Annotated in this window: 17 protein-coding genes and 1 riboswitch; of the genes, 7 read left to right on the top strand and 10 right to left on the bottom strand. The window is 63.3% G+C overall.

Annotation, left to right across the window (positions count from 1 at the left end; all coding sequences use genetic code 11):
* Positions 1-14: 14 nt before the first annotated feature.
* The 4 genes from QA637_RS16280 to thiB all read right to left on the bottom strand — a co-directional run bounded on the left by QA637_RS16280 (position 15) and on the right by thiB (position 5,279).
* Positions 15-1,526 carry a M48 family metalloprotease gene (locus QA637_RS16280; protein ID WP_153436812.1) on the bottom strand — a complete coding sequence of 504 codons (1,512 nt, stop codon included), beginning with the start codon at positions 1,524-1,526 and terminating at the stop codon, positions 15-17.
* Between the two features lie 372 nt (positions 1,527-1,898).
* Positions 1,899-2,627: a thiamine ABC transporter ATP-binding protein gene (locus QA637_RS16275; RefSeq protein ID WP_153436811.1), complete on the bottom strand. Its 729-nt coding sequence runs from the start codon at positions 2,625-2,627 to the stop codon at positions 1,899-1,901.
* Positions 2,624-4,228, bottom strand: coding sequence for a thiamine/thiamine pyrophosphate ABC transporter permease ThiP (thiP, locus tag QA637_RS16270; RefSeq protein WP_234886743.1), 1,605 nt, complete (start codon positions 4,226-4,228; stop codon positions 2,624-2,626). The genes QA637_RS16275 and thiP overlap by 4 nt, the downstream gene beginning before the upstream one ends.
* Before the next feature lie 31 nt (positions 4,229-4,259).
* Positions 4,260-5,279, bottom strand: coding sequence for a thiamine ABC transporter substrate binding subunit (gene thiB, locus QA637_RS16265; RefSeq protein ID WP_153436809.1), 1,020 nt, complete (start codon positions 5,277-5,279; stop codon positions 4,260-4,262).
* A gap of 49 nt (positions 5,280-5,328) precedes the next feature.
* Positions 5,329-5,444: riboswitch (TPP riboswitch) on the bottom strand.
* Positions 5,445-5,667: 223 nt separating this feature from the next.
* Here thiB and QA637_RS16260 point away from each other — a divergent pair.
* From QA637_RS16260 to QA637_RS16240, 5 genes are all read left to right on the top strand, one after another.
* Positions 5,668-6,153, top strand: a complete 486-nt coding sequence (locus QA637_RS16260; RefSeq protein WP_153436808.1) for a GNAT family N-acetyltransferase — start codon at positions 5,668-5,670, stop codon at positions 6,151-6,153.
* A 208-nt stretch (positions 6,154-6,361) separates the two neighbouring features.
* Positions 6,362-7,012, top strand: a complete 651-nt coding sequence (locus QA637_RS16255) for a thiamine diphosphokinase (RefSeq protein ID WP_153436807.1) — start codon at positions 6,362-6,364, stop codon at positions 7,010-7,012.
* Positions 7,013-7,016: 4 nt separating this feature from the next.
* On the top strand, positions 7,017-8,843 hold the full coding sequence (locus QA637_RS16250) for an ABC-F family ATP-binding cassette domain-containing protein (protein WP_153436806.1): 1,827 nt from the start codon (positions 7,017-7,019) through the stop codon (positions 8,841-8,843).
* Positions 8,844-9,109: 266 nt separating this feature from the next.
* Positions 9,110-9,601: a MarR family winged helix-turn-helix transcriptional regulator gene (locus QA637_RS16245; protein WP_153436805.1), complete on the top strand. Its 492-nt coding sequence runs from the start codon at positions 9,110-9,112 to the stop codon at positions 9,599-9,601.
* Positions 9,598-10,836 carry a multidrug effflux MFS transporter gene (locus QA637_RS16240; protein ID WP_153436804.1) on the top strand — a complete coding sequence of 413 codons (1,239 nt, stop codon included), beginning with the start codon at positions 9,598-9,600 and terminating at the stop codon, positions 10,834-10,836. Before QA637_RS16245 ends, QA637_RS16240 begins: the two co-directional genes overlap by 4 nt.
* Positions 10,837-10,919: 83 nt before the next feature.
* Here QA637_RS16240 and QA637_RS16235 read toward each other — a convergent pair whose 3' ends face one another.
* Positions 10,920-12,137 (bottom strand): argininosuccinate synthase, encoded by a 1,218-nt coding sequence (locus tag QA637_RS16235; protein ID WP_153436803.1) that lies wholly within the window; start codon positions 12,135-12,137, stop codon positions 10,920-10,922.
* 219 nt (positions 12,138-12,356) lie between these two features.
* On the opposite strand from QA637_RS16235, the gene QA637_RS16230 reads away from it, so the two are divergent.
* The gene (locus QA637_RS16230) at positions 12,357-12,998 is read left to right on the top strand and encodes a LysE family translocator (protein ID WP_153436802.1); all 642 of its coding nucleotides are present in this window, start codon (positions 12,357-12,359) and stop codon (positions 12,996-12,998) included.
* An 11-nt stretch (positions 12,999-13,009) separates the two neighbouring features.
* Here QA637_RS16230 and QA637_RS16225 read toward each other — a convergent pair whose 3' ends face one another.
* The 4 genes from QA637_RS16225 to rlmN form a co-directional block, all read right to left on the bottom strand.
* Positions 13,010-13,804, bottom strand: a complete 795-nt coding sequence (locus QA637_RS16225) for an ABC transporter ATP-binding protein (RefSeq protein ID WP_153436801.1) — start codon at positions 13,802-13,804, stop codon at positions 13,010-13,012.
* Positions 13,801-14,679: an ABC transporter permease gene (locus tag QA637_RS16220; RefSeq protein WP_153436800.1), complete on the bottom strand. Its 879-nt coding sequence runs from the start codon at positions 14,677-14,679 to the stop codon at positions 13,801-13,803. Before QA637_RS16220 ends, QA637_RS16225 begins: the two co-directional genes overlap by 4 nt.
* Positions 14,680-14,865: 186 nt before the next feature.
* Positions 14,866-15,819: an ABC transporter substrate-binding protein gene (locus tag QA637_RS16215; RefSeq protein ID WP_153436799.1), complete on the bottom strand. Its 954-nt coding sequence runs from the start codon at positions 15,817-15,819 to the stop codon at positions 14,866-14,868.
* A gap of 335 nt (positions 15,820-16,154) precedes the next feature.
* Positions 16,155-17,330: a dual-specificity RNA methyltransferase RlmN gene (gene rlmN / locus QA637_RS16210; RefSeq protein WP_380785596.1), complete on the bottom strand. Its 1,176-nt coding sequence runs from the start codon at positions 17,328-17,330 to the stop codon at positions 16,155-16,157.
* A gap of 458 nt (positions 17,331-17,788) precedes the next feature.
* On the opposite strand from rlmN, the gene QA637_RS16205 reads away from it, so the two are divergent.
* Positions 17,789-18,734 (top strand): IS630 family transposase gene (locus QA637_RS16205; RefSeq protein WP_283064986.1). Its coding sequence is split into 2 segments (ribosomal slippage): positions 17,789-18,127 and positions 18,129-18,734, totalling 945 coding nucleotides; the frame shifts between segments, so codons are not numbered across the junction.
* Positions 18,735-18,827: 93 nt separating this feature from the next.
* Here the strand turns inward: QA637_RS16205 and QA637_RS16200 are convergent.
* Positions 18,828-19,331 carry an invasion associated locus B family protein gene (locus QA637_RS16200; protein WP_153436797.1) on the bottom strand — a complete coding sequence of 168 codons (504 nt, stop codon included), beginning with the start codon at positions 19,329-19,331 and terminating at the stop codon, positions 18,828-18,830.
* Positions 19,332-19,614: the final 283 nt, after the last annotated feature.

The following is a 19,614-nucleotide window of genomic DNA, read 5'->3' as shown; positions in this document are numbered from 1 at the left end:
TAGGTTACCGCAGACTACTCCGCGATGATCTTCACCTTGTCGCCGGGTTTGACGGTGGAGGTGATCTGCATCGCGTTGATCAGGCGGAAGAGATCGAGCTTGCGGTCCGTCCCCATCATCCGGGCGGCAAGCGTCGCCATGGTGTCGCCGGATCTCACCGTAACCACGCGAATGCGCAGCGGCTTCAGCGATTGAACCTCCGCTTGCGTCATCCGGCGGAAAGAGCCGCGCAACTGGCTCGCCGTGGCTTCGAGCGCGCGCGATCCCTTGGGTACCGCGGTCAGGAACCGGTAGATGCGGTTGTCGATGCGGATCACGGTGACATCGAAGTCCCACCGGTCGGCGGACGCGCGTGCCGTTGCCGCCTCGAGGCCATTGACCGAGATCGGACGGATGGTATCCGGCTGCAGACCGGTGACCCAGCCGCTGGCGATATAATCCGTGAGGCTGCGCCCTCCGGTGTCGGCGACGCCATCGAAACGGATCGCGATGTCACCCGGGCCGGTCGCGAGCACCGCCTCGGCCTTGTTGTCGATCTGGAAGCCGAACGGCACGTCGAAGCGGATGCCGAGCTGGCCGTGCAGGAATGTCTGGCCGCGGACATACCCTTCCTGCGGGCTGTCGCCATAGAGGATGCCGTCGATACCGGCGAGATAATAGTCGCGTCCGCGATCGCCGATCGTGCCTTCGGCGCCGAAGGCACGCGCGTGCCGGCGCGCCAGTTCGACGCGCTGCGGCGCGTTGGGGTGGCTTGACAGGAAGTCGAGGCTCTGGTCGGTTTCCGGGTCGACCGCCGTGAAGCGGGCGTAGGCCGCCATCGAATCGAGGAAGCGGGCGGCGGCATAGGGGTCGTATCCCGCCTCGCCGAGCATGCGCACGCCGATCACGTCGGCCTGGAGCTCCTGATTGCGCGAGAAGGCGGCAAGCCGCAGCTTGCCGCGGGCGAGCGCCTGTTTTCCGGCCAGATTGGAGGAAAGCACCTCGGAGACGACCCGGCTCGCGATCACCTCGGCCTCTTCGCGCTGCTGGCGCTCGATGCCGTGGTTAGCGGTGACGTGCGCCATCTCGTGCGAGAGCACGGCAGCGACCTCCGAGGCATCGTTCGCGAGCGCCAGAAGACCGCGCGTGACGTAGAGATAGCCGCCCGGGAGTGCAAAGGCGTTGATCGCAGGGGAATTCAAGATGGTAATGCGATAGGACTGCTGCGGATTTTCCGAAACCGCCGTCAGCGCGCCGGTGATGCGCGCCACCAGCCGTTCGGTCTTGGCGTCCTTGTATTCGCCACCGTAGCTCGCAACGATCCGCGGGTGTTCGCGTGCGCCGAGCTGGGCGCGCGGATCGTTCTTCTGCACTTCCTCGACGATCTGCGGATTTGACGAGGGGGAAACGGTCGGCTCGTAGGTCTGTTCGATCAGCGACTGGCAGGCCGACAGCAACGTAGTCGCCAGGAATGCAACCATTAATCGTGCATTCTTGCCGCCGCGTCGCGTCGGATTCCGGCCGTCGATGACTGTATGCCTAACCATGCCTCAGCCCGTTCCCCTCGCCGGCGCCTGCCACAACTTAAGCGCCGACGTTGAAAAATCCTACTTTTTCAGCCGGATACCGTGTTCCAGCCTGGGTGTTTCAGCCATGACCGTGCTGTAACGATTTCAGCGCAGTCTGCCTACTGATCCCCGCAGAAATAGTTGCCCCGTGGTATCACAGCAACGGATGCGCGAACATCGCGCCAACCGTCGGATATTCCGCGCGTCGCACAGCGCGGCGGTCAAATTGTGGCGAACGGTAATTTAGCGAAAAATTCCCACGGACGCCTTGCGTGTCTTCCGACGCGCCAGGGTCGCCGGAGCGCTTTGACTTGCTGCATGATTTCGTCCTCAAATCGGCGACGGCAAGCCTCATTCGCGGCCGAGGAAGCGGTTGATCGCCGTGACGTCGCGCCGTTCGACAAACCGATCGACAGGGTCGTGAGCGATGATACGTCCCCGGTCGAGAAAGAGCACGCTGTCGGCGAGCAGTCTCACGTCATCGGGGTGATGCGTGATCATCAGGATCGTATTGCCTTCCTCGTTGTGGAGGTCGCGCAAAAGTTCGCGCATTTCCGCTCTCATGCCCGGATCGAGCGCGGCAAAGGGTTCGTCAAGCAAGAGCAGCGGCCGGTGGCGGACGAGCGCGCGGGCGAGCGCGACCCTCTGACGCTCGCCGCCTGAAAGCGTCGGCGGCAGGCGTCCGCCGAAGCCATCGAGGCCGACGCGCTTCAATGCATCGGTCACCTTGGCCCGGTCGATATCGGTCAGGCGCAAGGCCGGGCTGATGCCGAAACCGACATTGGTTGCGGCGTCGAGATGAGCAAAGAGGTTGTGCTCCTGGAAGATGACCGACACCGGGCGCTCGGCCGGCAGGCGGCCCGCCATGTCCTCTCCGAGAACATCGACCGCACCCTGCTCCGGCTCTTCAAATCCGGCGATGACGTTAAACAGTGTCGATTTGCCCGACCCCGACGCACCGACGACCGCGACGATCTGCCCGGCCGGAATCACGCAGTCGAACGTGAGCTTCGTCGTTTTGAAACGGACTTCGACGTCCTTGAGTGAAACGGCCGCGGAAGCGGAGGCTGGCGAATTCATGCGTCTCTTCCTTCGCGCACGCCGTCCTCTCCCGCCGTGCCGAGCACCGTGAGGATCAGGCAGATGAGCCCGAGCAGCAATGAAAGTCCCGCGGCGTCGGCGGTGCGATAGCTTCCCATGCGGCTGTAAAGCAGCCACGGCAATGTCGTCATGTCCTGCGATCCGAAGAGCGCCACCGCTCCAAGATCGCCAAGCGACAATGCCATGGCGAAGGAAAAGGCCATGAGGAACGGTTTGCGCAACGGCGGCCAGTCGATCCATCGCAGACGATGAAAGCCCGCGATACCGAGGCTCGCCGCCAGCCGATCCGTGCGTGCCGCATGAGTGGCCATTGCCGGAGCGAGCACGCGATGGACGAAGGGAAGCGCCATCAGCGCATTGATGGCGATCACGACGGCCGGTGCAAAACGCGCGACATCGCCGAAGGGACGCAACAGCAGGAACCAGCCCGCGCCGAGAACGACCGGCGGCACCAGCAGGACGAGAGAGGTACTGGCGCCGATCATGCCGGAAAACCCGCGTGCGGCCGCTCCAACCTGCCGTCGCCTCAAGGTAACCTGCTGCGCGCGAATCATCATGGCGGTCGCGCCAACGGAGATCGCGGCCGAAAGCAGGGCAATCGCACCGCTGGTGGCGAACGCACGGTGGACAGCCGCATCGCGGGCGAGCCTCGGCAAATCCGCCTGCAGGCCGGAATAGGCGATCGCGGCGAACGGCAGTCCGACGAAGACGAGCGCAAGAACGAGCCAGAGGCCGTCGGCTAGTCGTGACCGTCCGCTCAAGCCATCGAACCGCCGCATTGCCTTGCCGGTCGTCTCGCTTTCAGGCGGTGGCGGCGCTAGGACCTTCAGAACGAGCAGCAGCGCACCCGTGAGCGCGATCTGAAGGCCGGAAAGGGCGATCGCGCGCGGCGGGTCGAAATCGAAACGCAGCGCCTGATAGATCGCCACTTCGATCGTGCTTGCGGCAGGTCCCCCGCCGAGCGTCAGCACGAGCGTGAAACTGGTGGCGCAGAGCATGAAGATAAGACCGGCGATGCCCGGCAATAGCCCGCGGATCGCCGGCCATTCGATGAAGCGGAAGATTGCGGCCGAAGGCATGCCGAGATTGGCGACAGTGCGCCAGTATTCCCCCGGAATCCGTTCGATTCCGGCAAGCATCAACCGCGCGGCAAGCGGCATGTTGAAGAAGACGTGGGCGAGAAGAATGCCGACGAGGCCGTAGATGCTGATCGGACCGTTGAGCCCGATCGCGACGAGAGCGCTATTGAGAAAGCCCTGCCGGCCCCAAACCTCAATGAGGCCAAGCGCCGCGACGAGCGCGGGCAGGCCAAGCGGCAGCGCCATCAGCCGCAGCAACCAGATGCGGCCGGGAAAGCGCGCCTGGCGGGCGAGCGCACGCGCCACCGGCACTGCGAACAGGATGGAGAGAATCGTCGAGAGGCTCGCCTGAAGCAGCGTGAAGCGGGTGACGCGCCAGACATAGGCGTCGAACGGGGCACCGGTATAACCGCCGCCCGACTGGGCGAGGAGGGCGACCACGGCGAGGGCGACAAAGAGCAGAATGCCGCCAAGGCCGAAGGCCCCCGCGGCAATCGTCATCCGTTTTTCGGCCGCAGCGGACAAGCTGGCCTCAGTTCTTGCTCATGGCCGCCAGCCATTCGTCGATCCAGGCCTTGCGGTTGGCGGCGACCTCCTCGGAAGACATCAGGAATGTCTTTTGCGGGGTGACGAGCTTGCCGAAGGCGTCCGGCAGGGGTTCCTTGGTCGCCGCAACCGGCATCATCCAGTTGGTCGTAGGAATGATCGACTGGAATTCCGGGCCGGTCATGTAGGCCAGAAACTTCTTGGCGAGTTCCGGCTCCTTGGCGTTCTTCGTCACGCCGGCCACTTCGATCTGGATGTAGTGACCCTCGGCGAAGGGAGCGGCCTGATAGCGTTCAGTGTTTTCCGCCACCATGTGGTAGGCCGGTGAGGTGGTGTAGGACAGCACCATCGGTGCTTCGCCCTTGGTGAAGAGGCCGTAGGCTTCCGACCAGCCGGGGGTCACGGTCAGCACCCGGTCCTTGAGCTTGGCCCAGGCGGCGGCCGCCTCATCGCCGTAAACCGATTTCACCCAGAGCAGCAGCCCGAGGCCCGGTGTCGAGGTGCGCGGATCCTCGATGACGATCTTTTGCGAAGGATCGCCCTCTACCAGTTCCTTCAAGCTCTTCGGCGGGTTCTTCAAGGTTTCGGTATCGTAGATCACGGCGAAATGGCCGTAGTCATAGGGAACGAAGGTGTCGTCCGAGAAGCCGCCCGGAACTTTCAAAGCTGCGGTGTCGAGACCGTGCGGGACGAAGAAGCCGGTCGCCTTGGCTTCCGCAACGAGGTTGGTGTCGAGGCCGAGCACGATGTCCGCCTTCGACTGCTCGCCTTCGAGCTTCAATCGTGTCAGAAGCTCGACGCCGTCGGCGACGCCGACATAGTTGACGTCGCAGCCGCAGGTTTTCTCGAAAGCCTCGGCGACTTTCGCGCCAGGCCCCCATTCACTGATGAAACTCTCATAGGTATAGATCGTCAGAGTCTTTTCGGCGGCATGAGCGGCGAACGGCAAAGCCGCGGCCATCGCCGTAATCGCCAGCCGGCGAAGCAACTTGGTGTAATTGGGCATGACGGGCACCTCTCTCCCTGTTGTTGATGTTGCGGGAAAAGGGCGCATCGGTCCGATCGCTTCTAATCCCTCCGCCGGTATGAGCCGGATCAGGTTCCGCGGGTTGGCTTGAGCCTCTCAGCCTTGGTTCCATGAAGCGGACCGAAGGCACCCCGTTAGAGCTGCAAAAGATTTAGCTTTCAGCGGCAGGTCTTGCAAGCCGGGTCTCGGCGGAAACATTTGCCGTCCGAGACATCTGCGCTATTAGACCAAACAATTGTCGGCGGCGTTTGTTCGCCAACCGCATGTTTCCTCAAGTCTTGGCCGGTTTGAGGGTAACCACATGCCGCAAGTCAAAGTGCGAAGGCGCGTCTGATTGAACGCTGCGCCGTAGCGGGGAGGTATTCTCATGCCAGACATGCTCGTCCGTCTCTACGCCTTGCCGGAAAGGCGTGCTTCCCGGCTCGGTCCCGGCATCAGCATTCGCCGGGCGATGGCTGCGGAACGCAGGATCGTCCTCACGTGGATCGAACAACGGTTCGGTGCCGGTTGGGCGGGCGAGGCGGAGGCCGCCTTCTCGTCGACTCCGACGCGGATTCATGTCGCCGTTCACGAGGAGCGGATCGTCGGCTTCGCCTGCCACGACGTCACCGCGCTTGGCTTCTTCGGGCCGACAGGCGTCGACGAGGCGATGCGCGGTCAGGGGATCGGCGAGGCGCTGCTTATCGAAAGCCTGATGGCGATGCGCGCCGCCGGCTACGGCTATGCTGTCATAGGCGGTGTCGGGCCTGCGGATTTTTACGTCCGCACCGTCGGCGCGGTGGAGATAGCGGATTCGACGCCCGGCATTTATGCCGGTATGCTTTTTCCCGGCGAAACGCTGTCGGAAGGCTGATCGCGAGCGATCGAGCTGCCGAAAAGCGCGACCCTTGCTGCCGCAAAATGGTTTTCGGCCTTTTCCTTAGAGCGGGATGAGGAAAAGTGCGCGCGGTTTTCCGCCCGCATCCCGCTCTAATCCATTGGAATCGATCACGATGATTTTGGGTCGAATCGACCCAAAATCATCGTGATCTGGTCGTTTGTTTGCGCTATGCGCTTCTGCCATGGCCCAACAGACCTTCACCATCCTTCTCGGCGGCTCGCTCACCCGGACCGAGCGGCTTGCAAGCCAGCTCTCCGGCAGTCGCTTCATCGCGGCCGACGGCGGCATGCGTCATGCAAAGACGCTTGGTATCGTTCCCGAGCTCTGGGTCGGCGATTTCGATTCGACCGACGACGCGTTGCTGGCCGCATATGCGGAGGTGCCGCGCGAGCGCTATCCTGCGGCCAAGAGCGCGACCGACGGCGAGATCGGGGTCGATGCGGCGCTCGCGCGGGGCGCAACGTCGCTGATCTTCGTCGGTGCCCTCGGCGGCACCAGAAGCGACCATGCCTTCCTGCATCTTTTGCGCGCCGTGGCAATCGCCGAAGAGGGGTTGCCGGTGCTGATGACCTCCGGCGAGGAGGAAGCCTATCCCTTGCTGGTAGGATCTCAGGAGATCGACCTTCCCAAGGGCAGCCTCTTCTCGATTCTCGGGCTCAGCGCACTGTCCGGCCTCTCCATCGGAAATGCGCGTTATCCGCTCGACGATTTCGCTCTGCCCTTCGGTTCGTCACGGACCATTTCCAACGTTGCGGAGGGGGCGGTCCGCTTTTCCTTGAAATCCGGCCGGGCGGTCATTCTTGCCCGGCCCCATGATCTTTCCGGAGCCTGAAACCTTGGCGCCACCCATTCTGAAGCTTGATGACATCTTTCTGACCTTCGGCGGTGCACCGCTTCTCGCGGGCGCCAACCTGCAGGTCGAGCCCGGCGACCGCATCTGCCTCGTTGGGCGCAACGGTTCCGGCAAGTCGACGCTGATGAAGATGGCCGCCGGTCTTGTCGAGCCGCAATCGGGCGAGATCTTTCGTCATCCCTCGGCGACGGTGCGCTACCTGCACCAGGCGCCAGACTTCGAGGGCTTCGACACGGTCCAGGCCTATGCGGAAGCGGGGCTTGGCCCGAGTGACGATCCCTACCGCGTCGCCTATCTGCTGCAGCATCTGGGGCTGACGGGGCAAGAGGATCCGCGGCAGCTTTCGGGCGGCGAGGCGCGGCGCGCAGCGCTTGCGCGCGTACTGGCACCGGAGCCCGACATCCTGCTCCTCGACGAGCCGACCAACCATCTCGATCTTCCGACGATCGAATGGCTGGAAGACGAGCTCGTCCGCAGCCGCTCGGCACTGGTGCTCATCTCGCACGACCGGCGCTTCCTCGAAAAGGTTTCGACGGCGACCGTCTGGCTCGACCGCGGCCAGTCGCGCCGGCTCGATCGCGGCTTTGGCCATTTCGAGGCTTGGCGCGACGAGGTGCTTGAGGCCGAGGAACTGGAGCAGCACAAGCTCGGCAAGGCGATCGAGCGCGAGGAGCACTGGCTGCGCTATGGTGTTACTGCCCGGCGCAAGCGCAACATGCGCCGTCTTGGCGAACTGCAGGACATGCGGGCGCGCTATCGCGGCCACAAGGGGCCGCAGGGCACGGTGCAAGCGACGGCCGCCGACGCGAAGGAATCCGGCAAGCTGGTCATCGAGGCGGAAAAAATCACCAAGGCCTATGGCGATCGCATGATCGTCGCGCCGTTCTCGATCCGCGTACACCGCGGCGACCGGATCGGCCTCGTTGGCCCGAACGGCGCCGGCAAGACGACATTGCTCAAGTTGCTGACCGGCCAGATCGAGCCGGACTCCGGAACCGTCAAGCTTGGCACCAATCTTGAGATGGCGACGCTCGACCAGAAGCGCGAGGGCCTGAATCTCGACGAGACGCTGGCGCACTACCTGACCGATGGCCGTGGCGACAACCTCCTCGTCAATGGCGAGCAGCGCCACGTCACCGGCTACATGAAGGACTTTCTCTTCCAGCCGGAGCAGGCCCGTACGCCGATCCGTGAGCTTTCGGGCGGCGAGCGGGCGCGGCTTATGCTGGCGCGTATTCTAGCGCGCGCCACCAATCTGCTGATCCTCGACGAGCCGACCAACGATCTCGACATCGAAACGCTCGACCTCCTGCAGGAGATCGTCGCCGGCTTCGCCGGAACGGTCATTCTCGTCAGCCACGACCGCGATTTCCTCGACCGCACCGTGACGTCGACGATCGCGCCGGCCAATCCGGAGGCGCCGGACGGCCGCTGGATCGAATATGCCGGCGGTTATTCCGACATGATGGCGCAGCGCAAGGGCGCGATTGAAGACAGGCGGAAGGCCGAAAAGTCGGAAAAGGCCAAAGCGAACGATGCTCCGGCGGCTGCATCCGAAGCGCCGAAGGCCAAGGGTAAGCTCTCCTACAAGCAGAAGTTCGCGCTGGAAAATCTGCCGAAGGAGATTGCCAAGGCCGAAGCCGAGATCGCCAGGCGCGAAGAGAAGATGGCCGACCCCAATCTGTTTTCGAAGGACCCGAACGGCTTTGCCAAAATTGCCGCCGAGTTGGAAAAGCTCAAGGAAGGGCTCGCGCGGATGGAAGAGGAATGGCTGGAGTTGGAGATGCTGCGCGAAGAGCTCGAGGGCTGAGTTGTTCTCCAGATTACGACAAGACCCCTCCCAACCCCTCCCCACAAGGGGGAGGGGCTTTCGATGCCGCGCCCACATCCCTCTCGTGCCGAACGCTTGCGCGAGCTCAGAAGATAGAATGGCAACTATGCTGGCCGCGGCCGCCAAGCCCCTCGCCCTTGTGGGGAGGGGTCTTGGGCCTTTGGTACTGACGTTTCATCGCCCTGCGTTGAACGCATCCAGGGAATATGATAAGTAAAACTTACTATTCCCTATGAACGATTGAAATGCCGAGAAAACTTGAATCCGAAACGACCGGGATGCTGCTCAACGACGTCTCCCGCCTGCTCCGCGCCGCCTTCGACCGCAAGGTCAATGCGATGCAGCTCGGGATCACGCCGGGCGAGGCGCGCACGCTGATCCAGGTCGCCACGACGGAAGGCATCAAGCAGGCGGAAATCGCCACCCGCATGGGTATCGAGCCGATGACGCTCTCGGCCTATCTCGATCGCCTGGAAGCGCTGGGGCTCGTCGTGCGGGTGCCCGACCCGGCCGACCGGCGCGCCAAGAACGTCGTCGTCAGCGACCGGGCCGATCCGCTCATCGACGAGATGATGGCGGGTTTGCGTGAAATGATGGGCGCCTATACCGAGGGTCTCGGCGAGGGGGGGCTGGAATTGTTGCGCGGCAATCTCCGGATCCTGCGCGACAACCTTCGCCGGCTTGATCCCTGCCTTGCCGGCAAGGAAGGCAATCGGGAAAAAGGGGCGGCCGAATGACGCTCAGGATGAGCGAGCGACGCACGAGCATCATCGGTGCGTTCCTGGTGGCGCTCGGCCCGGTTTCCATGGCGCTCTACACGCCGGCGATGCCGGAGCTCGTACGCGCCTTCGCCACCAGCGAGGCGGCGATCAAGATGACGCTATCGCTCTATTTCGGCGGCTTCGCCTTTGCCCAGCTCGTCTCGGGCACGCTCTCCGACGTTATCGGCCGCCGCTCGTCGACGCTGATCTTCATGGCGATCTATCTCGCCGGCAGCCTGATGGCCGCCTTCGCTCCCTCGATCGGCGTCTTGCTGGCCGGACGTCTGGTGCAGGGGGTCGGCGCCTCCGTCGGCATGACGGTGGCGCGCGCCATCGTGCGCGACCAGTTCACCGGCACCCCCGCTGCCCGCATCATGAACATGATCGGCATGATGCTGGCGCTCGGTCCGGCGGTTTCGCCAACGCTCGGCGGCATCGCGCTCGGCCTCTTCGGCTGGCAGTCGATCTTCTTCCTGATGGTGGGCTTCGCCCTGATGGCTTGCTTCACCGTGCAGTTCTTCATGGTGGAAACGGTGACGCCGGACCGCAGCAAGGGGCGCTTGCGGCCGATCCTCAGGGCTTATGGCGAACTGCTGACGGACAGTCGCTTCGTGTCCTCGACGTTTGTGATCGCCGGTGCTGTCGGCGCGCTTTACGCATGGGCGACGATGCTGCCCTTCGTGCTGATCGGGCAAGTGGGCCTGACACCGACCGAATTCGGGGTCGGCATGCTCATGCAATCCGGCCTCTTCTTCTCCGGCACCGTCACGGTGCGGCTGCTGATGCGGCGTTTCACGCCGCAGGCGCTCGTGCCCGCTGGCCTCGCCTTCATCGGTATGGCCAGCCTTGCCCTCTCCTTCACGATGCATGCGCTCCAGCCCACCTTCCTCTCGGTGATGGCGCCGGTCGGCATCTACGCTTTCGGCATTGCTTTTGTGATGCCCTATATGATGACAGCCTGCATGGTACCCTTCCCGCATATCGCCGGCACGGCATCGGCCATGATGGGCTTCATCCAGATGAGCTCGGGGCTCATCGGCGGGGCGCTCGCCGCTCTCGTCGGCGCCCCGGCGCTGGCGCTTGGCACGATCATTCCGGGTTTCGGTCTCATCTCGATAGCGAGCTATTTCTGGTATCGAAGGACCGTACGTTTGAGGCCGCTCATCGCGCCGACGGCCGCGGAGACGCCGTTTCGCAAAGCGGCGGAATAGCGCAGGATCAAACGGCGGTGTTGTAGTCACGAAAGAGCCGCGGCAGATTGCTCCGCCGCGGGTTTCGTCTGAAATGCCAGTTCTTAACGGTTACGCGCCGCCAGCGTGCGCAGGCGCAAGGCGTTGAGCTTGATGAAGCCGGCGGCGTCCTTCTGGTCGTAGGCGCCCTGGTCGTCCTCGAAGGTGACGAGCTTGTCGGAATAGAGCGACTTCGCGCTCTCGCGGCCGGTGACCATTACGTTGCCCTTGTAGAGCTTCAGCGTCACTTCGCCCTCGACATGCTCCTGGCTCTTGTCGATCGCCGCCTGCAGCATCTCGCGTTCCGGCGAGAACCAGAAGCCGTAATAGATGAGCTCGGCATAGCGCGGCATCAGCTCGTCCTTCAAGTGCGCGGCGCCGCGGTCGAGCGTGATGCTTTCGATCGCGCGATGCGCCGCCAGCAGGATGGTGCCGCCGGGCGTTTCGTAGACGCCGCGCGACTTCATGCCGACGAAGCGGTTTTCGACGAGGTCGATGCGGCCGATGCCGTTGTCGCGGCCATACTCATTGAGCTTCGCGAGCAGCGTCGCCGGCGACATGCGCACGCCGTTGATCGAAACCGCGTCGCCGCGCTCGAAGCCGATCTTGATGACGGTGGCCTTGTCCGGCGCGGCTTCCGGCGAGATCGTGCGCATATGCACGTATTCCGGGGCTTCCTGTGCCGGGTCCTCCAGCACCTTGCCCTCGGAGGAGGAGTGCAGGAGATTGGCGTCGACGGAGAAGGGCGCTTCGCCCTTCTTGTCCTTGGCGACCGGGATCTGGTGCTTCTCGGCGAATTCGAGCAGCTCGGTGCGGCTCTTGAACGACCAGTCGCGCCAGGGAGCGATGATCTTGATGTCCGGGTTCAAGGCATAGGCCGAGAGCTCGAAGCGGACCTGGTCGTTGCCCTTGCCGGTCGCGCCATGGGCGATCGCGTCGGCGTCGGTCTTTTTGGCGATGTCGATCAGGTGCTTGGAGATCAGGGGGCGGGCGATCGAGGTGCCGAGCAGGTAGATACCCTCATAGACGGCATTGGCGCGGAACATCGGGAAGACGAAGTCGCGCACGAACTCCTCGCGCACGTCCTCGATGTAGATTTCCTTGATGCCGAGCATTTCGGCTTTCTTGCGCGCCGGCTCCAGTTCTTCGCCCTGGCCGAGATCGGCGGTGAAGGTCACCACTTCGGCGCCGAGTTCCGTCTGCAGCCACTTGAGGATGATCGAGGTGTCGAGACCGCCGGAATAGGCGAGAACGACCTTTTTCACGTCTTTATGCGATGCCATGGTTTCTGTCCGTCTGCTCGGGGGCGGCGATGCCGCATCGAAATCTGCGGCACTTTAGCCAGAACTTGAAGGGATACAAGCACTACAGTACCCCGCGTCGAAATTTGACGCGTCGGGAGTTGCCGCCGCAGGTGGTATCGCCAGCGGACATACGAAAACCGCTGGCAAAAGAGCCTGTCCGACGATATCACCGGCAATCGGCTCATCGAGGAATTCGCCATGGACTTCGTCCCCAGCCTGCCAACGCTGCTCACCTTTGCCGCCGCCAGCCTGCTTCTTGCGGCAACGCCCGGACCGGACATGACGCTTTCGATCAGCCGATCCCTGGCGCAGGGAAGAAAGGCGGCGCTCTTCGTCGTCCTCGGCACGGGGCTCGGCATCGTCGTTCATACGATGCTCGTCGCCTTCGGCATCTCGGCACTGATCACCGCGTCGCCGACGGCCTTTCTGGTGCTGAAGACAGGTGGTGCTGCCTATCTCTTCTGGCTCGCCGTCCAAGCAATCCGCCACGGCTCGACGCTCTCGGTGAAGAAGATCGAGGGAGCGAAGGGAACGGTCCTTTCGAACGTTGCGACCGGCTTCTGGGTGAACATTCTCAACCCCAAGGTCGTAATTTTCTTCATGACCTTCCTGCCGCAGTTCGTCAGCGCACACGATCCGTCGGTCACCGGCAAACTCCTGTTCCTCGGCTTCTTCTTCATCGTCATCGGCATGCCGGTGAATGCGATGGTGGTGCTTGCCGCCGATTGGCTTGCGGCCTGGCTGCAGAAGAACAGGCGCTTCATGCGTGCGCTTGACTTCAGCTTCGCCGGCGTCTTCTCGGTCTTTGCGGTCAAGATCTTCGTGACGCAGGCAAGGTGAGCCGATCGGGCTCACCCAATCAGCAGCGCGTCGTCGTCGAGCGTCTGGCCGCGGATGCGGCGGAACATGGCGATGAGGTCCTCGACCTGCAGGGTCTTGCGGCTGTCGCCGGCGACATCGAGCACGATCTCGCCGCCGTGAAGCATGATCGTGCGATGGCCATAGTCGAGTGCCTGCCGCATTGAATGGGTGACCATCATCGTCGTCAGCTTGCGCTCGGTGACGATCTTCTGCGTGAGGTTCATGACGAATTCCGCCATGCCCGGATCGAGTGCCGCGGTGTGCTCGTCGAGAAGCAGAACTTCCGAGCCCGCGAGCGTCGCCATCACCAGCGATACGGCCTGCCTCTGGCCGCCTGACAGGAGATCCATGCGGTCGCCCAGGCGGTTTTCCAGTCCAAGGTTGAGCTCGGCAATACGCTCGCGAAAATGCTCGCGACGTTTCGCGCCAAGCGCCGGCGTCAAGCCGCGGCTTTCGCCACGCCTGGCGGCAAGCGCCAGGTTCTCCTCGATCGAAAGCGCGCCACAGCTACCGGCGAGCGGATCCTGGAACACGCGCGCAACGAGGCCCGCGCGCGCAGCCGTTCCCTTGCGGGTGACGTCCGTGTGCCCGATCGTCACCTCGCCCTCGCTCGGCAGGACGTCTCCGGCGAGCACGCCGAGCAGCGTCGACTTGCCGGCGCCGTTCGAGCCGATCACGGTGACGAACGAGCCCTGCTCGATCGTCAGGCTTACGCCGTTCAGCGCCTGCTTCTGCAAGGGGGTGCCCTTGCCGAAAACGACCTTGATGTTCTTGACGCTGATCATGCGGCACCTCCGCGACGCAGGCGAGGAAGGACGAGCGCCACGGTGACGAGCGCCGCGGTCACGAAGTTGAGGTCGGAGGCCTGCAGACCGAGCATATCCGTCGAAAGCGCGAGCTGAATGGCGATGCGGTAGAGGATCGAGCCGAGCACGCAGCCGGCGAGCGCGATCAGAATGCCGCGGGCGCCGAACAGCGTTTCACCAACGATGACGGCCGCAAGCCCGACGACGATCGTGCCGACGCCGGAGGTCACGTCGGCAAAGCCGTTGGTCTGGGCGAAGAGCGCGCCGCCGAAGGCAACGAGCGCGTTGGAGATCGCCATGCCGAGATAGATCTGGCGGCTGGTATCGACCCCTTGGGCGCGCGCCATGCGGGCATTGGCGCCGGTCGCCCGCATCGCGAGGCCGGCGTCGCTCTCAAGGAAGCGCCAGACGATGACGACGGCGACCAGCACGAGAATGCCGACGAAGAGCGGGCGAACGTAGAAGTCCCTGAGGCCCAGCCCGTAGAATGGCGACAGCATGGTGTCGGCATTGATCAGCGCGACATTCGGCTTGCCCATGACACGCAGGTTCACCGAGAAGAGCGCGATCATCGTCAGGATCGAGGCGAGCAGGTTGAGGATGCGGAAGCGCACGTTGAGGAGCGCCGTGACGATGCCGGCTGCAGCTCCGGCGACCATCGCGACGGCTGCGGCGAGCCACGGGTTGACGCCCGCAATGATCAGGACCGCGGTGACTGCGGCACCAAGCGGAAACGATCCGTCGACCGTCAGGTCGGGAAAGTCGAGCACACGGAAGGCGAGGAAGACGCCGACGGCGACAAAGGCATAGACGAGCCCCAGTTCCACGGCTCCCCAAAAAGCGATTTGACTCAACGTCGCTGGTCCTTCTCTTCGATGTCCGCGGGCTCACCGCAACGCGCGCGAACTGCTGTTCCAATGTCAGGGCGAGGGACGGAACGCCGCGCGGGCTTTCTCGTCCTGCTCTATAAGCGAACCGCCCCCGTATGGAACGAGGGCGGCAAAAAGGCAACAATTCCGGTCCGAACGTATCGGGATTTGTTACTCGACCGTGCGGGTTGCGCGGCTGACGACGCTTTCCGGCAGCGTGACGCCCATCCTGGTTGCGGCCCCCTTGTTGATGACGAGGTCGGTGCCGGCAGCGACTTTGACGGCGATGTCGCCGGGGTTTTCGCCCTTGAGAACACGAACGACCACTTCGCCCGTCTGCTTGCCGACATCGTAGTAGTTGAAGCCGAGTGCGGCGATCGCGCCGCGCGAAACGGAGTCCGTATCGGCGGTGAAGAGCGGCAGCTTGCTTTCCTCGGCGACGGCAACGGCGCCTTCGAGCGCCGAGATGATCGTGTTGTCGGTCGGGATGTAGATTGCGTCGGCACGGCCGACGAGCGCGCGGGCGGCACCCTGGACTTCGGCCGATTTCGTCGCGGCGGACTCGACTACGGTCAGACCAGCCTTTTCGGCTTCGGCCTTGAGTGCTGCGAGGAGCGAAACGGAGTTCGCTTCACCGGAATTGTAGAGGTAGCCAATCGACTTCACGTTCGGCAGGATCTCCTTGATCAGCTTCACATGCTCGGCAACCGGCGACATGTCGGAAAGGCCGGTTACGTTGCCGCCGGGCTTCTCCATGTCCTTGACGAGTTGGGCGCCGAGCGGATCGGAGACAGCGGTGAAGACCACCGGAATGTCGCGCGTCGAGGAAACCACGGCCTGGGCCGAGGGCGTGGAGATCGGCACGATGACGCTCGGCGCTTCACCGGCGAACTGGCGGGCGATCTGTGCGGCGGTCGCCGGGTTGCCCTGGGCCGACTCGTAGATGAACTTGAGGTTCTCGCCTTCCTTGTAGCCGGCAGCAGCGAGCGCGTCCTTGACGCCGTCGCGGGCGGCATCGAGGGCGGGATGTTCGACGATTGCCGTCACGGCAACCGTAACCTCGTCGGCGCGCGCCGGGAGCGAGAGCGCCACGGTGGCGGCAAGAGCGATGAGAAGTGAGCGCATGGATGTCCTCCGTTTGGCGAACGGGATGCCGGCGGCTGAACCGCTTCGCATGTTTCTCATCCCGCTCCAGATGAATTCGCCGCCTTCTTAGGAAAGCGAAGCGGTGAAATCAATCGATGGAAAGAGCTTCATCCATCAAACTTCTTCATCGATCGAGATTGCGCATCGCGCTTCGGTTCTGCCCCTCACCCTAACCCTCTCCCCGCTCGCGGGGAGAGGGGACTGGAACGGCGCGGCATCCTCCCTTCTCCCCGCCTGCGGGGAGAAGGTGGCCGGCAGGCCGGATGAGGGGCGAACCTGAGCGCAACCCGCCCCGCGCATCTCCTTGCCCGGCCTCAGTCCTCGCCGTGATTGGCGATCATCATTGCCTCGAAGGCAAGGCGGTCGACCTTGCGCATGCGTTCCGATTCCGACTTGAGCTGACCGCAGGCGGCGAGAATGTCGCGGCCGCGCGGGGTGCGGATCGGCGAAGCGTAGCCGGCCTGGTTGATGAAATCGGCAAAAGCCTCAATCTGCTCCCAGTCCGAGCACTGGTAGTTGGTTCCCGGCCAGGGATTGAAGGGGATGAGGTTGATCTTGGCCGGAATGCCCTTCAACAGCTTCACCAGTTCCTTGGCGTCCTCGAGGCTGTCGTTGACATCCTTCAGCATCACGTATTCGAAGGTAATGCGGCGCGCGTTCGACAGGCCCGGATAGGCGCGGCAGGCTTCCATCAGCTCCTTCAGCGGATACTTCTTGTTGATCGGCACAAGCATGTCGCGTAGGTCGTCGCGCACGGCATGCAGCGAGATTGCCAGCATGACGCCGATCTCCTCGCCGGTGCGGTAGATCTCGGGCACGATGCCGGAGGTCGAGAGCGTGATGCGGCGCTTCGAGAGCGAAAGACCGTCGCCGTCGGACGCGATCAGGAGCGCGGTCTTGACGTTCTCGAAATTGTAGAGCGGCTCGCCCATGCCCATCATTACGATATTGGTGATCTTGCGGCCTTCGGCAGGCACGATGGCGCCTTGCGGCGTATCGCGTTCGGGGAAGTCGCCGAGGCGGTCGCGGGCGAGCAGCAGCTGGGCGAGGATTTCTTCTGCCGTCAGGTTGCGCACCAGCTTCTGGGTGCCGGTGTGACAGAAGGAACAGGTGAGCGTGCAGCCGACCTGGCTCGAGATGCAGAGCGTGCCGCGGCCTTCCTCGGGGATATAGACGGTCTCGATCTCGACCGGCCGGCCGGCACCACGCGGCGGGAAGCGCAAGAGCCACTTGCGCGTGCCGTCGTTGGAAATCTGCTCCTCGACGATCTCCGGCCGGGCGATGGTGAAATGCTGCTTGAGCATCTCGCGCATGTCCTTGGAGACGTTCGACATCTGATCGAAATCGGAAACGCCGCGGACATAGAGCCAATGCCAGAGCTGGCTCACGCGCATCTTGACCTGGCGCTCGGGCACGCCTCGTTCGACAAGCAGCTTGGCCATGTCTTCGCGCACAAGGCCGATCAGCGATGGCTTCTCGGCCTCAGGCATCCGGCGCACTTGCGGCGCCTTGACGATGTCCGCCCTGTTCAAGATCTCAGTGGCTGCCATGCTTGCGATGTCCTGTCATACAGCGAAGGTCCGTCCGGAGAAGGTTCCGGATCATGTTCCGATGCTCGAATTGAAACTGGCGAGCCTTCGGGCGCGGCAACGGGGCGCGGGGCTCTGAATTTGGCGGCGCTTTAGCATTCTTTTCGCCGTGAGTCGACATGAGCGGGCTTGCGATGGAGAAAAGTGTCGGTCTTCGTGCGGAGTTGCCCCTCATCCGGCCTGCCGGCCACCTTCTCCCCGCAAGCGGGGCGAAGCGGACTCCCCGCACCCGCCCAAGTCCCCTCGCCCCGCTTGGGGGAGAGGGCTAGAGTCGGTCAGCGTTAAGCTGAATCGAAACAGGATTCCCTTTTTGTTGGGATTGTGATTCAAGATCATTGCTGGTGAGGAGGCCAGCAATGATGGCGCGACCTCTTTCTTTTGATTTACGCCAGCGCGTCGCCGCCGCTTTGGCCGGAGGCATGACCGTGCGGGCGGCCGCCTTGCGCTTTGGGATATCGGCGGCGACGGCGGTGCGGATCGGCCAGCTCGACCGGTCCGGCCGCGGTTTGGCGCCGGCCAAGATGGGGGGCCATGTCAAACCCATGCTGCGGGGCGCGGCGGCCGATGAGGTTCACCGCCGACTGGCGGCCAAAACCGATTGGACGGTGCGGGCGCTTGCCGCCGATCTGAAGGCGGCCGGGATCGATGTCTCGCATGACACCGTTTGGCGGTTCCTGCGCCGCGAAGGCAAGACATTTAAAAAAAACGCTGATCGCCAGCGAGCAGGACAGGCCGAAGGTGGCGCGCTTCCGAAGCCGCTGGAAGACCCATCAACATCGACTTGATCCGCGCCGCCTGGTGTTCGTTGACGAAACCTGGGTCAAAACCAACATGACGCGCAGCCGCGGCTGGTGTCAGCGCGGCCAGCCGCTGATCGCCAGAATACCGCATGGCCATTGGAAGACGCTGACCTTCCTCGCCGGGCTGCGTCACGACCGCATCGTCGCACCCTTCGTGCTCGACGGCCCGATCAACGGCATTGCCTTCACCGCCTGGGTCGAGCAATGCCTGGCGCCAACCCTCAACCCCGGGGATATCGTCATCCTCGACAATCTCGGCAGCCACAAGGGCAAGCCGGCGCGCAGCGCCATCCGCGACGCCGGCGCCCATCTGTTCTTCCTGCCGCCCTACAGCCCCGACCTCAATCCGATCGAGATGATGTTCGCCAAACTCAAGACCCTGCTGCGCAAGGCCGACGAGCGTAGCGTCGAGGCGACATGGCGGCGCGTCGGCGAAGTTCTCAAGGCGTTCAGCCCGCACGAATGCGCCGCCTATTTCAGGCATGCAGGATACGTTTCAACGTAGGTCTGACAGACTCTAGGGTGAGGGGCAATTGCCCAATGCAAAAAGGCCGGTCCAGAGGGCCGGCCTTCGCGATATAGCTCAAGCACCAGCGGGTTACTTGCAGGCTTCGATCTGCTTCAACGCGGCGGAAATGCCGGAGAGGGAATAGGAATAGGAAGTCGCGGTTCCCTTGCGGGACTTCGCGTTGACCGACATGTCCTTGCCCGACTTCATCGCCGCCACCAGCGCCGGTTCTTCCGCAGCGTTTTCGACCCAGGCGGAATTACCCTTGGTAAACATCACGAAAGTCTTGCCGTCGATGACCACATTGACCTTGGAATTGTCCTGCAGCGGGTAGCCCATCATCGCCTGAGGCTCGTAGCTGATGTTCTGCCCCGGGCGCTGCGAGACGAGGAAGAAGATATCGCCATGGTCGACACCGGCAGGGCTCTTCTCCTTCGGAACGGACAGGACGTAGCAGACCTTGCCGGCGCCGGCCTGGTAGGAATAGGCGCCCCAGGCATTGAATTGCTGGATCCGTGTCGGAGATTGAGCGGAAGCAACGCCGGCTGCTGCCACTACGAGTGCGATTGCAGTTGCGATCTTTCTTACAAACATGAGGTCCTGCCGCTTGTCTTGCTTGCGATCGCCCGAAGGTGGGACGGGCATCGCATAGTCATGATTTGATTTATTTTGACTTAATTCAGGTTACTAAACCGTCAACGATCACCGCAATCCGCTCGTTTCCGCCCCAAAACAGGCCGGAGACACGCCCGGCAGTCGGAGTTAGCGCGCTCATCCGGCGGGCCATCTCTTCGTGTCTGCGGATTTGCCGGTTCGGTCGATCGTCAATTCCGGAGGGCCGTGGCCGGTAGGAGTCCCCTGTCTCAAATCTCGCGCA

The sequence above is a fragment of the Sinorhizobium terangae genome, assembly GCF_029714365.1.
Lineage (GTDB): Bacteria > Pseudomonadota > Alphaproteobacteria > Rhizobiales > Rhizobiaceae > Sinorhizobium > Sinorhizobium terangae.
This window is presented reverse-complemented; position numbering and strand designations above follow the sequence as displayed.